Raw genomic sequence first — 14,189 nt, forward strand, 5'->3', positions numbered from 1 at the left:
ATGTTTTCCGTGGTCTGGACGGGGTCAGCGTTGGCCGTCACGGCCTCGGACCCTGGTGTTGCGTTCTTCCAGACCTGCGAGCATGGCGTTGTAGGCTTCCAGGTCCGCGTCGTTGGTGCGGGCGGCCGCCCTGTCGCTGCGCCGCATCTCGCGGGCGTCCGAGCGTGACCACATGATGGCCACGCCGATGGCGATCAGCAGTGTCGGGACTTCGCCAATGCCCCAGGTGATGGCGCCGGCCATTTGCTGGTCTTCCAAGGGTGGGGCGCCCCATTCGCGGCCCAGTTCGGTGAACCATTCGGGTTGGATCAGGGTGGTTGACCCCATCAGGGTGACGCCGAAGAAGGCGTGGAAGGCCATGGTGGCCAGGAGCAGCAGCAGCCGGAGCGGGTAGGGGGCGCGGCGCGGGATGGGGTCGGTGCCGATCATCGACAGGACGAACAGGTAGCCGGTGATCACGAAGTGGACCGTCATGAGTTCGTGTCCGACGTGTTCTTTGAGTGCGAAGCCGAAGGCGTCGGAGTAGTAGAACAGGACGATGGAACCGGCGAAATTGGCGGCCACAAACAGGGGATGCGTGATGATCGCGGCGACCCGGGAATGGATCAGGACCATGAGCCACTCGCGTGGCCCGCGGGAGCCGTCCGGGCGCGGTTTCAGGGTCCTCAGAGCCAGGGTGACCGGGGCGCCGAGGACGAGGAAGACCGGGACGATCATGGTTAACGCCATGTGGTCCAGCATGTGGGCGCTGAAGAGTATCCGGCCGTAGACCGATGGCCCGCCGGAGGTGAAGAAGACCAGGGCGCCCAGTCCCACGAGCCAGGCCACGCTGCGGATCCACGGCCAGGTGTCCCCGCGGCTGCGCAGCCGCTGGGCCGCCCGGAGGTACAGGTAGGCGGCGAAGAGGGCGAAGGCGATCCAGAGCCAGTCCGGGCGCCAGATGGTGAACCAGCGTTCGGGGGTCAGCTCCGGTGGCAGGAGGTATCCGGTGAGGATCTCGGCGGGCGTCAGGGCGGGCCGGATGTCTTCCCCGGCCGGTGGCGGGGTGCGGCTCAGCGCGGCAGCGAGACCACTGACGACGCCCATGATCAGCAGCTCGACCACGATGAAACGCCAGAGCAGCCCGGTGGCCTGCCCGCTCCGGGATTTGACGCTCAGGGCGGGAATGAGCCTCTTCCGGTGCAGGTATCCGATCGCACCCAGGGCAATGGCGGCTGTTGTCTTGGCCAGGAGCAGCACACCGTACGGGGAGGCCAGGCCCGCGGGGAGCTCGATGCGGATGGCGGCATTGATGATCCCTGAAGCCACCACGAGAACGAAGGCAAAGCCGGCCAGGGTGGAGAACCGCCGCAGGACCGCTGCGGTGTCTTTGCCGAAGGCGGTCCCGCCCACGGCCAGGGCGATGAGCCCGCCCAGCCACAGGCACACTCCGACCAGGTGCAGGCCCAGTGAGTTGATGGCCTGTTCGTGGTCGTTGCCGCCGGCGGCGTGTCCGATCAGCACCACCGGCAGCAGGCCGCCCAGGGCAAGCAGTGCAGCGGCGGCCAGACCGGCGCTTGACCGGACGCCGAAGGTCAAGGTCGCTACGACGGCGGAAATGATGACGACCCACAGCCAGGCCGCACCGTTGGGAAGCTCAGTGATGTAGGAGACGATCTGGGCCGCGAACTCGCGGCTGCCCGAAACCGGAACGCCGGCAATGTCAGCGAAACTGAACACCAGCACCGCCAAGGCCGAAAGAGTCCAGACCAGGCTCGCCACCGAGGCCAGCACCATGATCCGGCTGAACGCCGGATGCTCATCAGCGGCCGCGATCTCCGCCCCCGACATGCCTGTCGTACGGGACCCGGATCCGCCGCCCCTGCGGCCCCGCAGCACCGGCGGCACAATGAAGGCCGCGAAGACCAGGGCGCCGATGGTGGCCGCCGCAGCAACGTTCTGCACTGTCTGGGCCACCCCGTAGCCCCACCGCACCAGGGCGCCCGGATCGCGGGTCTCGGCCGGCAGGGTTCCCCGGCCGTAGGCCGTGGCCACCAGGACCACGATCACGGCAATCACGCCAGCGGCGGCCAGCCACCGCAATTTCGGTGAGATGGCCGCGCTGCCGGTGGCAGCAGGGGCTTTCGAAGCCACAATGGTTCCTTAATGCTGGTCCAGGCCCGGCCCGGTGATCGTCCCGGGTCAGGCGGCGCCGTGGCTATCCGACGCCATTCAAGATTATCTGTAGAGTTGTTCAGACGTTAATCGGTGGCTGGCTGGGCGCAGTCGGCCCCGAGCCCGCGGCCTCTTCACACCGGGCCCGGTACGGCACAAGGCAAATGCGACGCATTAGCAGGTAGAGGTAGTCTGGATGAATGACCGGAACAGTACAGGCAACGCCGATAACGCCCGGCCAGCCGGGCAGCGAATGCGCCGTCCGCCTGGTCGACGCACGGAAGGTCGAGGCCGTCAGGTCCCGGATGCCGGCAGATACGGACGTGACGGATCTCGCCGTGATTTTTGGGCTGCTTTCGGACCCGGGGCGGGTGCGGATCCTGATCGCCTTGCTCGAAGGGGAGATGTGCGTGTGCGATCTGGCCGCCACCACCGGACTGAGCGAATCGGGGGTCTCCCACGCGCTGCGCCTGCTGCGCGGTCCGCGCGTAGTGCAGGTCCGTCGGGCCGGGCGGATGGCTTATTACTCCCTGGCCGATTCACACGTGCGCATGCTGCTGGATCTTGGCCTCACGCACGTCGGACACGCCAGCCTGGACCGGCTCAAAGTGGTCAGCAACAGCTAAGCCCGGTCTCCGGCTCCGGTAAGGGGTACCGGCATGGGTGATCCTGGAATCGAGGGCCCCGCCTGGCTGCCCGCGCTGCCGCCAACACTGGGGGAGTACCTCGCACCGAACCTCCAGCCCGTTCCGCTGATTCCTGCCCTGACGCTGCTCGCCGCGGTCCTCTATCTGGCCGGGGCCATCAGCCTCTGGCGGCAGGGCCGGCACTGGTCCCCGGTGCGCACCGCCTCGTTCCTGTTCGGCTGCCTGGCCATCATCGTCGTCATGGGAGCCGGCATCGAAGGGTACGGCCTGCGGATGTTCTCCGTTTTCATGTTCCAGCAGCTGACCCTGATGATGGCCGTCCCGCCCCTGCTGGTCATCGGATCCCCCGGGACCTTGCTGCTGCGCGCAACCCCGCACGGCCGGTTCGGCCGGCCCGTCCTGAGGTTTGCCCTTTGGGGTCTGCGGTCGCGTTGGGGTCGGCTGGCCATCCACCCGGCCTTCATGGTGCCGCTGTTCCTGCTGAGCTTCTATGGCGTCTACTTCTCCGGACTCGCGGACCTGCTGCTGCCGAACTGGTACGGCCACGTCGGGCTGGAATTGCTGTTCCTTGCCGCCGGGATCCTGTTCACGGTGCCGCTGATCTCCGCGGACCCGCTGCCGACCCGGCAGACACATTTCGGCCGGATGCTGGACATCTTCGCCGAGATGCCGCTGCACGCCTTTTTCGGGGTCGTCATCATGATGGCCACCGCGCCCATGGTTAAGTTCTTCGCCGCGCCACCGGAAAACTGGAACGTGGACCCGATGCAGGACCAGGGACTGGCCGGCGGCCTGGCCTGGTCCTACGGGGAACTGCCCGGGGTGCTGTTGCTGATGTTCATTCTCGTGCGCTGGCAGCGGGACGAGGCGCGGGGCTGGGCACGATCCGAGCGGAAAGCGGCCGTCGACGGCACCCCGGACCTGGACGCCTACAACGAATACCTGCGCCAGCTGGCCAACCGTCCGGTGCGCCGGCGATGAGCACCCCGGACACTGCACGGTCCGTGCCCCCCGGACAGGCTCCGGCGCCGGTACTGCCATCTCTGGGACCCGGTGGCATGCTGCGCTGGGCCTGGCGCCAGCTGACCAGCATGCGCACGGCCCTTTTCCTGCTGCTGCTGCTTGCAGTGGGCGCCGTGCCGGGCTCATTGTTCCCGCAGCGCTCGGCCAACCCCGCCCTCGTGACCCGGTACATCAAGGACAACCCGGCCTACGGGCCGGTCCTGGATGCGCTGCAGATGTTCGATGTCTACTCCTCCGTGTGGTTCTCAGCGATCTACATCCTGCTCTTCATCTCCCTGATCGGCTGTGTCGTTCCCCGGGCCCGCACCCACTACAAAGCCTTGCGCTCCCAGCCGCCGCGGACCCCAAAACGGCTCTCCCGCCTGCCCGAGTACGGCACCCTGATCCTGCCCGCCGGGGACGGAATCACCGCGGCCGCCGCGATAACGGACGCCGCCGGGATTCTAAAGAAGCGCGGCTACCGCGTGGAAGTCAGGGCCGCAGACGGGCCGCGGCCGTCCTTGGGCGCCGAGCGGGGCTTTTTGAAGGAAGCCGGAAACCTGGTGTTCCACACCTCGCTGATCGGCGTGCTGGTCTGTGTGGCCATCGGCGGGATGTTCGGCTACCGCGGACAGAAAATCCTCATCGAAGGCGGAACGTTCGTCAACACCCTGGTCAGCTACGATGCCTTCACCCCAGGAACCAACTTCAACACCGCCTGGCTGGATCCCTTCGCCGTCACGCTGAAGAGCTTCGAGGTCCGCTTCGACAGGGAATCATCCCGCCAGTTCGGCCAGCCAATAGACTTCACCGCCGAGCTGACCACCAAGGACGGAACAGAGTCCCCGGCACGGGAACAGACCCTGAAAGTCAACGAACCGGTCTACTTCGGTGAAACCGGCGTATTCCTTGTCGGCAACGGCTACGCACCGGTCGTCACCGTCAAGGACGGCACCGGGAAAACCGCCTTCAGCGGGCCCGTGGTTTCCATCCCCAACGATGGCGTCTACACCTCTTCGGTGGTGCTCAAGGTCCCGGATGCCGCACCGTCCCAGCTGGGCTTTGTCGGGTTCTTCCTGCCCTCGGCCATCAAGAACGACCAAGGCGTGTCCTACAGCTTCGACCCGGACCCCCTGAACCCGCAACTGAGCCTGAACTCCTACTACGGCGACCTCGGGCTGGACACCGGAGCGCCGCAAAACGTGTACGTTCTGGACGTGGCCAAGCTGACCCAACTCAACGGCAGGGACCTGCCCGCCGGCGGCATCACCCTGGCCCCAGGTGGCAGCTACACACTGCCGGAGGGTAAGGGCAGCATCAGCTTCGACGGGCTCAAACGCTACATCGGCGTGGATGTACGCAGTACCCCCGCCCAAGGCTGGGTCCTGGTCTTTTCGCTGCTGGCCGTGGCCGGCCTCATGGTCTCCTTGTATGTGAACCGGCGCCGGGTATGGGTCCGCACCGGCACCCACGAGGACGGCAGGACGATGGTCGAATACGGCCTGCTGGCCCGCGGAGAAGACCACCGCCTTACCGCCGAGGCGACGGCCATCCGCGCACTGCTGGTCCGGCAATGGCAACTCCAGGAGGAACAGGGTGGCGTATAGGTTCCTTCTGTCCTGGCGGTGGGCAGGTTGGCTGCTGCTGGCAGCACTTTTCGCCGCAGCGTGCATCGGGCTGGGGAACTGGCAGATGGAGCGCCGGAATCAGACCGTAGCCGAAATCCGCCGGGTCCAGCAGAACTACGACAAAACCCCGGTGCCGTTTCAGGATGCCCGCGCCTACTTCGACGCCGCCGACCCCGACGCGAAGTGGACGACGGTTGCAGTGTCCGGACGATACCTCGCCGAGGGCCAGAGAATCGTCAGGAACCGTCCCAACAACTCCGTTGCCGGATACGAGGTAGTGGTCCCGTTCCGGCTGACCTCCGGTGAAACGATCGCGATCAACCGGGGCTGGCTGCCGATCGGCAACATCCGGCCCGGATACCCCGATGCCGTGCCCGCCCCACCAGCGGGAGAAGTCTCCGCAGTCATCCGGATCAAACCCTCCGAGCCCGATCTTGGCCGTGACGCCCCCGAGGGCCAGTTGGCCAGCATCGACCTGCCCTACTACGGGAGCCAGCTGGGGTACCCGCTGCTGGCAGGCAGCTACGGAGTCATGGCCTCTGAGTCCCCACAGCCTGCCGCAGTCCCGCAGCAGCTTGCCCCGCCTGCGGTGAAGGAAGGTTCGAACCTGTCCTACGCCCTGCAGTGGATCACCTTCGGCATCCTGGCGTTCGTGGGCTTCGGATACATGGCACGTCAACAGGCCCGCATCAACCGCGAGGAACGGGACACCCCCGACGAAACCCCGGACCCGGGCGGCATCATTGGCCAACCCCGCGCTCCCTCCCCGCGCAAACGCTCCCGGGCCGAGGAAGAAGACGCGCTGCTGGACTCGATGGGACTCTGACCTCCCTGCGGCGAGGTGCCGGACGGAGGGGCTCCGGGCCAGCCGCGCTGAGCCCGGCACCAGGTCACCGGCCAGGCGCCGTTGCTCCTGCGCGTCCTCCGGGATTGCCGCGGACGGCGGCGTGGTGCCCGGGAACCATCGGATGCCGGGGGTCGTTGATCGGTTGGCTGCACATCTGAAGATATCGTCACGTATTTACTGGCGCAGAAGTGGCATCAAAGCCCGGCCACGGCCAGAGCCCCCAGGCGTAGTGTCACGAAATTGTAACGACGGCGCTTTCCGGCTACCATTAATACAGGTTTTTCTGTATTAAAACCCTTGATGCCTCACGCTGAGCCCCGCCGGTGGCATCAAACGACGATCACTTTCTAACGGCGGGGGTGGAGGACCCAGAATCGGCAGCAAGCCTGCCTTGGGGTGAAGCCGTGATGTCGGTGGCCTGATGGCCGCCGGGCACGGCCGGGCATTTTTCCTTGGCCCGAACCCGACAGCTAACTTCGCAGGCGAACCGAAAGGATCCCCCTTGCCTTCTTCTGTGTCCCCCCATGGCCGCCGCCGAAAACCAGCCTCCGGCTTCGCCGCCAGCACCGCCGCCCCGACGACTTCGCCCACGACGGCCCGGCACCGGGTCCTGCCAGGCCCCGGGCAGGGCGTGAGCCGGCGCAAACAGGTCACCGCTGCCGCTACCCTGGGCGTCGCCGCGATACTGACCGCCGCGCTCACCGCCGCCCATGCCGGCCCGGGACCCGCCGGCACCGCCCCTGCCCTGCAGGCGTCGGTCGCACCGGCAGCCGCGGCGCCCGTGCAGGCCTCGGCTGGGGCTTCGATCAGTTACGAGCGCCCCGCAGTGACAACCCAGCAAGCCCCGCTGCCGGTACCTGCCAAGACCCAGGTCGCTGCCTCAGGCACGGCCGCCGCCCCGAAGACCGCCGTTGCCGCCCCGGCTGCCTCCGCTGCCCGTATCGGCGCACCGCTGGCCAGCATGTCGGTCGCTTCCCCGTTCGGCATCCGCACCTCCCCGATCTCAGGTACCGGGGAGCTGCATACCGGTTTGGACCTGGTGGCCGCCTGCCAGACCGCCGTGTTCGCCGCGGGTGCCGGAACTGTCGTGGAGGCTGGATGGTCCGCCTATGGTGGCGGTAACAGGATTGTGGTGGATCACGGCAACGGCCTGAAGAGCACCTACAACCACCTCGCGGCCATCGAAACCTCCGTCGGTGCGACGGTGACCGCCGGCCAGCGGCTTGCCGCGGCGGGTACCACCGGCAACTCCACCGGCTGCCACCTGCACTTCGAGGTGCTGCTGAACGGTCAGACTGTGAATCCGCAGGGCTGGATGTAAACCTTCCCCGGGTTAGCCGATGATCGGTCTCTCTTCGGGGTAGTGGTACAGCTGGCTTCGTTGGCGCAGGGCCAGCGCGGCGGCCAGGGTGACAGTGCCGACGCGGCCGGCGAACATCAGCGCCGACAACACGTACACCCCCGATGGAGGCAGTTCCGCGCTGAGGTTGGTGCTCAGTCCCACGGTGGCGAACGCCGAGATGGTTTCGAACAGGACCCGGTCCAGGGAGGCCCCGCTGATCGCCAGGAGCAGGAACGCGGCCACCGAGACGAGTGTGGCGCCGGCGACGATTACGGAGATGGCGACCCGCATGGTGCCCTGGGGGATGGTGCGTCCATGGACTTTGACGTCGGCGTCGCCGCGGGCTTCTGCCACGATGGCCAGGAACATGACCGCGATGGTGGTTACTTTAATGCCGCCCGCCGTGGAGGCTGAGCCGCCGCCGGCGAACATGAGGGCATCGGTGAGCAGCATCGTGGTGGATTCGAGCTGGTTCTGGTCCACCAGGTTGAAACCGCCCGAGCGGGTCATGACGGAGGCGAAGAGCGAGTGGGTGATCTTATCGCCCAGGTCCATGGTGCCGATGGTCCTGGCGTTGTCCCACTCCATCAGTGCCCACAGGAGCGTTCCGACGGCCAGCAGGATGAAGGAGACCTCGATGGTGAGCTTGGTGTGGAGGTTCCACTTTTTCCAGTTCAGCCCGTTCTGCTGGAGCACCATCACCACGGGGAAGCCGAGGCTGCCCAGGAAGACCCCGAGCATGAGCGGGACAAGGATCCACAGGTCGGTTTCGTAGGGCACGATACCGTCCGAGTGCGGGGTGAACCCGGCGTTGTTGAACGCGGAGATCGAGTAGAACACCCCGTGCCATACGGCCTGCCAGAACGGCTCGCCGAGGACCATGAAGCGGGGGATCAGGGCCAAGGCGAGGGCTGCCTCAATGACCACCGAGGTCACGATGACGATCCGCAGCAGGGTACCGACCTCACCGAGGCGTCCGGCGTTGTTCATGGCTTCCTGGGCGATGAGCTTGCCGCGGACACCGAGCCGTTTGCTGACCATGAGGGCCAGCAGCGAGGCCAGGGTCAGGGTGCCCAAACCGCCGACGAAGATGCCCGCCAGGATGACCAGTTGCCCGAAGAAGGACCAGTGCACGGCGGTCGAGACGACCGTCAACCCGGTGACACAGACAGCGGAGACGGCGGTGAACAGCGACTGGTGCAGCGGGGTGATCTCGCCGGTAGCCGAGGAGGCCGGCAGGGACAGCAGCCCGGTGAAGACCACAATGACGACAACGAAGGCGCTGAAGGCAAGACGGGCCGGGGAAGTGTTGGCGACGTTGTCGATGACGTCGCGCAGGCCGGCCAGGATACCCACCCCGCGTTCGGGTTGTTGGTCGGGCGTCCGGTGGGTGGGGCGCTTGTACCGCGGCTGGATCTGGGCCATGGGCTCGGCTGTCCTGGGAAGGGGGATGAGGGTGTGGAAGGGGCGGGACTCCGGCTACCTGGCAGGGGTTCTTTGGTCAGAGTCCTGAGGTGCCGATGAAGATGTGGAGGAAAGCGAAGAAAATGCTCGCGGTCACGGCCACGTAGAGCAGGGCGGTGATGATCCAGCCGGACTCGCCGATGATGCGGGCCGCAGGTGCGGGTACTTTGATGATTCCGTGCGTGATGTTCCGGGCGGTGAGCCAGACGAACAGGGGAATCATGGCCGCCCAGACGATCATGCAGAAGGGGCAGAGGATATGGATCGAGTACAAGGCCTGGGACCATAGCCAGACGACAAAGCCAAAGCCCAGTGTGACACCGGTCTGGAGCCCGGCCCAGTACCAGCGGGCGAAGGTTGCACCGGAGAGCAGGGCCATGCCCGTGGTGATGATGACAGCGAAGGCCACGATGCCGATGAACATGTTGGGGAACCCGAAAACCGAACTCTGCCAGGTCTGCATGACCTGGCCGCAGGAGATCCAGGGGTTGACGTCGCACACGGTTTTGTAGCCGGGGTCCTTGAGGACCTCGAGTTTCTCCAGGACCAGGGCGCCGGAGGCCAGCCAGCCGATGACACCGGTGATGACCAGGAGCCAGCCAAACGGCTTGTCGCGGGTCAGGCGGGGAATGTCCGGTTGCGCGGCGGCCGGGTCGATGCTGTCGGTGGTTTGCACGGTCGCAGCGGATTTTGGGGTGCTGGTCATGGGGGTCCTTCAGGTGGGTTGTCGTTGTGGGCCGTGCGGTCAGGTACCGGCTGCGGAGGTGATCAGTGCCTTCAGGGTTCCCTTTTGGGAGATCCCGAGGATCCGGGCGCTGACGCGGCCTTCGGTGTCCAGGACCAGGGTGGTGGGGACCGCGCGGGGCGGGACGTACTCGGTCATGGCGAGCAGGATGCCGCCGTCGCTGTCGTCAAAGCTGGGGTATTCGACGTTGAAGGTCCGTTCGAAGGCTTCTGCCGTTGCGGCGTCGTCGCGGACGTTGACACCGTAGAACAGCACGCCTTTGTCTTTGAATTCGGTGTGCAGGGCGGCCAGGTCCGGTGCCTCCGCCCGGCAGGGTGCGCAGGCCGCGTACCAGAAATTGAGGACCACGACCTTGCCCGCCCAGTTCTGGGCGGAGACTTTTTCCCCGGTGAACAGCTGGCCCTCAAGGGACACCCGGGGGCCGCGTGACTCGGGCGGGTATTCGTTCACGGACCCGTCTCCGGCGATGTAGTTTTTGTTGTCTCCGGCGTTGGCCTGATCGGCCAGATCGTCCTGGCTTGCACAGCCGGCGAGGGCGAGCACTGCCGCGCCCAGGCCCAGGATCGTGCGGCGGCCTGGATGCCGGTGCGGTTCGGGGTGTGTGGTCATGTCTTTGGCCTTTGCGTTGTCGTCTCGTCGTGCCGGGGGTGTGGTTGCTTAGACGGGCATCAGGAACGTGCCGGCCAGGTTCTGCAGCTGGTAGATCCATTGCACCCACAGCCCGGAGACCATCAGGATGCCCAGGAGGATGAGCATGACGGCGCCGCCGATGTTGACGGCCCTGATGTGTTTGCGCACCACGGTCAGGACCTTGGAGACCCAGTTCAGGCCCAGGGCCACGAGGACGAAGGGGATGCCCAGGCCCAGGCAGTAGACAAAGGCCAGCAGCGCCCCGCGCCAGGCGCTTGCGGCGGTGACGCTCAGGCTGAGCACTGCGCTGAGGGTTGGGCCCATGCAGGGGGTCCACCCGAGGCCGAAGACGATTCCGAGGAGCGGGGCTCCGGAGAGTCCGCCGCGCCCGGGAACCTGGAATTTCCGGGTTTGTTGGAGCCAGGAGAAGCGTCCGAGCAGGACCAGTCCCATGAGGATGACCACGATGCCCAGTGCCCTCATGAGCGGGTCCTGCCAGCGGAGCAGCCAGGATCCGATGGCTCCGAAAGCTGCCCCGTACAGGGTGAATACGGCGCCGAAGCCCAGGATGAACAGTGCCACCCCTGAGAGGACGCGCCGTTTGTTGCGTGGTTGGGCCGGGTCCGTGAGCCCTGAGACGAAGCCCAGATAGCCGGGCACCAGCGGCAGGATGCACGGGGACAGGAAGGACACCAGCCCTGCCGCTGCCGCCAAGGGCAGCGCCAGGATCAGGGCTCCGGAGGTCACCGTCGAGGCAAAGTACTCACCAATGTCCACCGTCTCAGTGCTCTTTCTGCGGCGGGGCAGGGGTGCGCAGGGATCCCAGAACCAGCAGGCCGACTCCGCCGACGACGAAGACATCGGCCAGGTTGAAGGTTGGGAACCATCCGGTGTGCAGGTAGTCAACGACGCCTGCCCCGTCCATCCGGTCCACGAGGTTGCCCAGGGCGCCGCCGAGAACGAAAGCAGCCCCGGTGCGGGAAAGCTTGCCGAACCGGGGGACCGCACGGAACAGGAATATCGCCAGCGCCGTCACGATTACTGCTGTCGCAACGACCACAATCCACGGTGACAGGGTCGCGCCGAGGCTGTATGCGACACCGGTGTTGTAACCGAGCTTGAGATTGAACAGACCGAGGTCCAGCACCCTGCCATCGCCCAGTGTTACCACCACAAGGGTCTTGACCAACAGGTCCAGGGCCGCCAAGGCGAGGGCGCCGAGTCCGAGGATGGCCCGGCTCGTGCGGGGGCGCCGTACGCTCGTGGCGCTCATGCGGAAACCCTGGCTGAAGGCAGGGAGGCGGGCGCGTGGGCTGCGGGCAGTGGCTTGATGCGCCCGGCGCGCACCCCGTTGCCGATGACGAGAATTTCGAACAGTTCGTGGATGAGGACGACCGCGGCCAGGCCGAGGACCCCGAACAGTGCCAGCGGGATCAGCACGGCGATCAGCGCCAGGGACATGCCGATGTTTTGCAGCATGATGGACCGGGTCCGGCGGGCGTGCAGCATCAGCTGGGGCAGATGGTTCAGGTCCTCACCCATCAGGGCGATGTCGGCCGTCTCGATGGCCACATCGGTGCCCATCGCTCCCATCGCGATTCCGACGTGGGCGGTGGCCAGTGCCGGGGCGTCGTTGACGCCGTCACCGACCATGGCGGCCGGGTGCCGGGTCTGCAGGGCGCGGACGATCCCGGCCTTGTCCTCGGGGCGAAGATCGGCATGGACCCGTGCGATCCCTGCTTCCTTGCCCAAGGCCGCGGCGGTGAGCGTGTTGTCCCCGGTGAGCATGACGGTGTGGTATCCGTTTTTGGTCAGTGCGGCGATTACCCCGGCGGCTTCGGGGCGGAGTTCATCGCGGACTGCGATCGCGCCGATGAGTGCGCCGGATTCCTCGACCAGAACGGCGGTCGCTCCGGAGGCCTGCATTCTGGTGATTTCCGCGGTCAGGATCCCGGGGTCGATCCAGCCCGGGCGCCCCAGCCTGGCCGGCAGTGCGTCCACAAGACCCTCGATGCCGGCGCCGGGGACCGTCTTTACGTCCCGGGCCGAAGGCGGTGTGGTGGTGGAGGCGAGGATGGCTTTGGCCAAGGGGTGTTCGGAGCGTGCTTCCAAAGCGGCGGCCACGGTCAGGACATGTTCTTTTGTGGAGCCACCGACGGCCACGACCTCGACCACAGCCGGCTCGTTCCTGGTCAGGGTCCCGGTCTTATCCAGGGCAATGGTGCGAATCCGGCCCAGGGCCTCCAGTGCGGCACCGCCTTTGATCAGGACACCGATGCGGCTGGCGGCGCCGACGGAGGCGACCACGGTCACTGGGACGGAGATGGCCAGGGCGCACGGGGACGCGGCCACGAGGACCACCAGGGCCCGCTCGACCCACAGTGCCGGGTCGCCGACGATCAGGCCATAGCCGGCGATCAGTGCGGACACGATCAGGATGCCGGGCACCAGCCAGCGGGCGATGCTGTCGGCCAGGCGCTGGCTGGTGCCCTTGCGTGACTGTTCGGCTTCGACGATGTGCACGATTCTTGCCAGCGAGTTGTTCTCCGCGGTGCTCGTGACGTCGATTTCCAAAGGTCCGGTGCCGTTGATCGATCCGGCGAAAACCGCCGTGCCCGGACCCGCTTCGACGGGGACCGATTCCCCGGTCAGGGCCGAGGTGTCCAGCGCGGTCCGGCCGGTCAGGACGGTTCCGTCAGTGGCCAGGCGTTCGCCCGGACGCAGGATGAGCCGGTCGCCGATGACCAGGGACTTGGGGTCCACGGTGCTTTCCCGGCCGAAGCGGAGGACAGTGGCTTCCTTCGGCACGAGGTCCAGCAGGGCCCGCAGCCCGTGCCGGGTCCGGGCCATCGAATGCTCCTCCAACCCCTCGGAGATGGCGTACAGGAACGCCAGCGTCGCCGCCTCCATGACCTGGCCGAGGGCGACCGCTCCGAGGGCGGCGATGGTCATCAGGGTTCCGACGCCGATCTTTCCCTTGGCCAGCCGGCGGAGCGTGGACGGGACGAAGGTCCAGCCGGCGACCAAGAGCGCCGCCGCCTCCAGGGGAAGTGTCACCCATTCCTCGGCGTCGTACATCGACGCGATCCAGGCAGCCAGCAGCAGCACACCGGCGATCAGGGCCGCGCGGATCTCACTGCTCTGCCAGAACCCGGGCTTTTCTTCGTCGCTGTCCGGGGCTTTGCCGCCGGGTTCGGGGCCATCGTGGCCGCAGCAGGCGTCACTCATCGTGGTGTCTCCGTCATGTCGTGGGGCAATCGAAGCAATGGCAGGCGTAGTCGTTCCTGCGCCGCAGCGTCAGGGCCGGTGTTTGCGAACCGGGCGCGGATCCGCAGCATCCCGGGGATCCGTGGGTCCCGGCTGTCGGGATCCCCTGGCAGCAACGGGGATGCCTCTCATGCGAGGCATTCACCATCAGGGGCGCAGCAGGCCGGGTCCACGGCCAGGACCACGCCGATCAGGTCAGTGATGGCGTGGCCCAGTCTCGGGTCGGCAAGCTCATAGCGGGTCCGGCGTCCATCCGGGACGGCCACCACCAGCCCGCAGCCCCGAAGGCAGGTCAGGTGGTTGGACATGCTCTGCCTCGACACGCCCAGGGCGTCGGCAAGCCCGGAAGGGTACGCAGGCTCCTGGGACAGTGCCAGCAGGATCCGGGCCCTGGTCGGATCCGAGACCGCGTAGCCGAACCGGGCGAGCACCGGGGCGTGCGTGAGGGTTTCCATCCCTCAAA

General features: G+C 66.8%; 13 protein-coding genes and 1 riboswitch. Of the genes, 5 read left to right on the top strand and 8 right to left on the bottom strand.

Annotation, left to right across the window (positions count from 1 at the left end):
* Window positions 1-24: 24 nt before the first annotated feature.
* Window positions 25-2,133 carry a bifunctional copper resistance protein CopD/cytochrome c oxidase assembly protein gene (locus ARUE_RS21935; protein ID WP_014923391.1) on the bottom strand — a complete coding sequence of 703 codons (2,109 nt, stop codon included), beginning with the start codon at window positions 2,131-2,133 and terminating at the stop codon, window positions 25-27.
* 221 nt (window positions 2,134-2,354) lie between these two features.
* Here ARUE_RS21935 and ARUE_RS21940 point away from each other — a divergent pair, with 221 nt between their 5' ends.
* From ARUE_RS21940 to ARUE_RS21960, 5 genes are all read left to right on the top strand, one after another.
* Window positions 2,355-2,780, top strand: a complete 426-nt coding sequence (locus ARUE_RS21940; protein ID WP_014923392.1) for an ArsR/SmtB family transcription factor — start codon at window positions 2,355-2,357, stop codon at window positions 2,778-2,780.
* A 33-nt stretch (window positions 2,781-2,813) separates the two neighbouring features.
* Window positions 2,814-3,782 (top strand): cytochrome c oxidase assembly protein, encoded by a 969-nt coding sequence (locus ARUE_RS21945; RefSeq protein ID WP_014923393.1) that lies wholly within the window; start codon window positions 2,814-2,816, stop codon window positions 3,780-3,782.
* Entirely contained in the window at window positions 3,779-5,410 is a 1,632-nt protein-coding gene (gene resB, locus ARUE_RS21950) for a cytochrome c biogenesis protein ResB (protein ID WP_043471847.1), read from the top strand. The genes ARUE_RS21945 and resB overlap by 4 nt, the downstream gene beginning before the upstream one ends.
* Window positions 5,400-6,257 (top strand): SURF1 family cytochrome oxidase biogenesis protein, encoded by an 858-nt coding sequence (locus tag ARUE_RS21955; RefSeq protein ID WP_014923395.1) that lies wholly within the window; start codon window positions 5,400-5,402, stop codon window positions 6,255-6,257. Before resB ends, ARUE_RS21955 begins: the two co-directional genes overlap by 11 nt.
* A 345-nt stretch (window positions 6,258-6,602) precedes the next feature.
* Window positions 6,603-6,777: riboswitch (cyclic di-AMP (ydaO/yuaA leader) on the top strand.
* Between the two features lie 3 nt (window positions 6,778-6,780).
* Window positions 6,781-7,599, top strand: coding sequence for a M23 family metallopeptidase (locus ARUE_RS21960; RefSeq protein WP_043471961.1), 819 nt, complete (start codon window positions 6,781-6,783; stop codon window positions 7,597-7,599).
* Window positions 7,600-7,611: 12 nt separating this feature from the next.
* Here the strand turns inward: ARUE_RS21960 and ARUE_RS21965 are convergent, their stop codons facing one another.
* The 7 genes from ARUE_RS21965 to ARUE_RS21995 form a co-directional block, all read right to left on the bottom strand.
* Window positions 7,612-9,045 carry a TrkH family potassium uptake protein gene (locus ARUE_RS21965; RefSeq protein ID WP_014923397.1) on the bottom strand — a complete coding sequence of 478 codons (1,434 nt, stop codon included), beginning with the start codon at window positions 9,043-9,045 and terminating at the stop codon, window positions 7,612-7,614.
* A 76-nt stretch (window positions 9,046-9,121) separates the two neighbouring features.
* Window positions 9,122-9,790: a vitamin K epoxide reductase family protein gene (locus ARUE_RS21970; protein WP_014923398.1), complete on the bottom strand. Its 669-nt coding sequence runs from the start codon at window positions 9,788-9,790 to the stop codon at window positions 9,122-9,124.
* Window positions 9,791-9,829: 39 nt separating this feature from the next.
* On the bottom strand, window positions 9,830-10,438 hold the full coding sequence (locus tag ARUE_RS21975; protein ID WP_014923399.1) for a TlpA family protein disulfide reductase: 609 nt from the start codon (window positions 10,436-10,438) through the stop codon (window positions 9,830-9,832).
* A gap of 48 nt (window positions 10,439-10,486) precedes the next feature.
* A complete protein-coding gene (locus tag ARUE_RS21980) occupies window positions 10,487-11,236 on the bottom strand; it encodes a cytochrome c biogenesis CcdA family protein (RefSeq protein WP_014923400.1) in 750 nt (249 codons plus the stop codon).
* Window positions 11,237-11,240: 4 nt separating this feature from the next.
* Window positions 11,241-11,732 (bottom strand): signal peptidase II, encoded by a 492-nt coding sequence (gene lspA, locus ARUE_RS21985; RefSeq protein WP_014923401.1) that lies wholly within the window; start codon window positions 11,730-11,732, stop codon window positions 11,241-11,243.
* Window positions 11,729-13,687, bottom strand: a complete 1,959-nt coding sequence (locus tag ARUE_RS21990; RefSeq protein ID WP_014923402.1) for a heavy metal translocating P-type ATPase — start codon at window positions 13,685-13,687, stop codon at window positions 11,729-11,731. The genes lspA and ARUE_RS21990 overlap by 4 nt, the downstream gene beginning before the upstream one ends.
* A gap of 167 nt (window positions 13,688-13,854) precedes the next feature.
* Window positions 13,855-14,181, bottom strand: a complete 327-nt coding sequence (locus ARUE_RS21995; RefSeq protein ID WP_014923403.1) for an ArsR/SmtB family transcription factor — start codon at window positions 14,179-14,181, stop codon at window positions 13,855-13,857.
* Window positions 14,182-14,189: the final 8 nt, after the last annotated feature.

This window comes from Arthrobacter sp. Rue61a (assembly GCF_000294695.2).
GTDB classification, from domain to species: Bacteria; Actinomycetota; Actinomycetes; order Actinomycetales; family Micrococcaceae; genus Arthrobacter; species Arthrobacter aurescens_A.

Bases quoted from the DNA above. Each gene is read 5' to 3' on its own strand.
- lspA (WP_014923401.1), bottom strand. From the start codon at position 11,732: ATGAGCGCCACGAGCGTACGGCGCCCCCGCACGAGCCGGGCCATCCTC.
- ARUE_RS21940 (WP_014923392.1), top strand. From the start codon at position 2,355: ATGACCGGAACAGTACAGGCAACGCCGATAACGCCCGGCCAGCCGGGC.
- ARUE_RS21970 (WP_014923398.1), bottom strand. From the start codon at position 9,790: ATGACCAGCACCCCAAAATCCGCTGCGACCGTGCAAACCACCGACAGC.
- ARUE_RS21965 (WP_014923397.1), bottom strand. From the start codon at position 9,045: ATGGCCCAGATCCAGCCGCGGTACAAGCGCCCCACCCACCGGACGCCC.
- ARUE_RS21945 (WP_014923393.1), top strand. From the start codon at position 2,814: ATGGGTGATCCTGGAATCGAGGGCCCCGCCTGGCTGCCCGCGCTGCCG.
- ARUE_RS21975 (WP_014923399.1), bottom strand. From the start codon at position 10,438: ATGACCACACACCCCGAACCGCACCGGCATCCAGGCCGCCGCACGATC.
- ARUE_RS21995 (WP_014923403.1), bottom strand. From the start codon at position 14,181: ATGGAAACCCTCACGCACGCCCCGGTGCTCGCCCGGTTCGGCTACGCG.
- ARUE_RS21990 (WP_014923402.1), bottom strand. From the start codon at position 13,687: ATGAGTGACGCCTGCTGCGGCCACGATGGCCCCGAACCCGGCGGCAAA.
- resB (WP_043471847.1), top strand. From the start codon at position 3,779: ATGAGCACCCCGGACACTGCACGGTCCGTGCCCCCCGGACAGGCTCCG.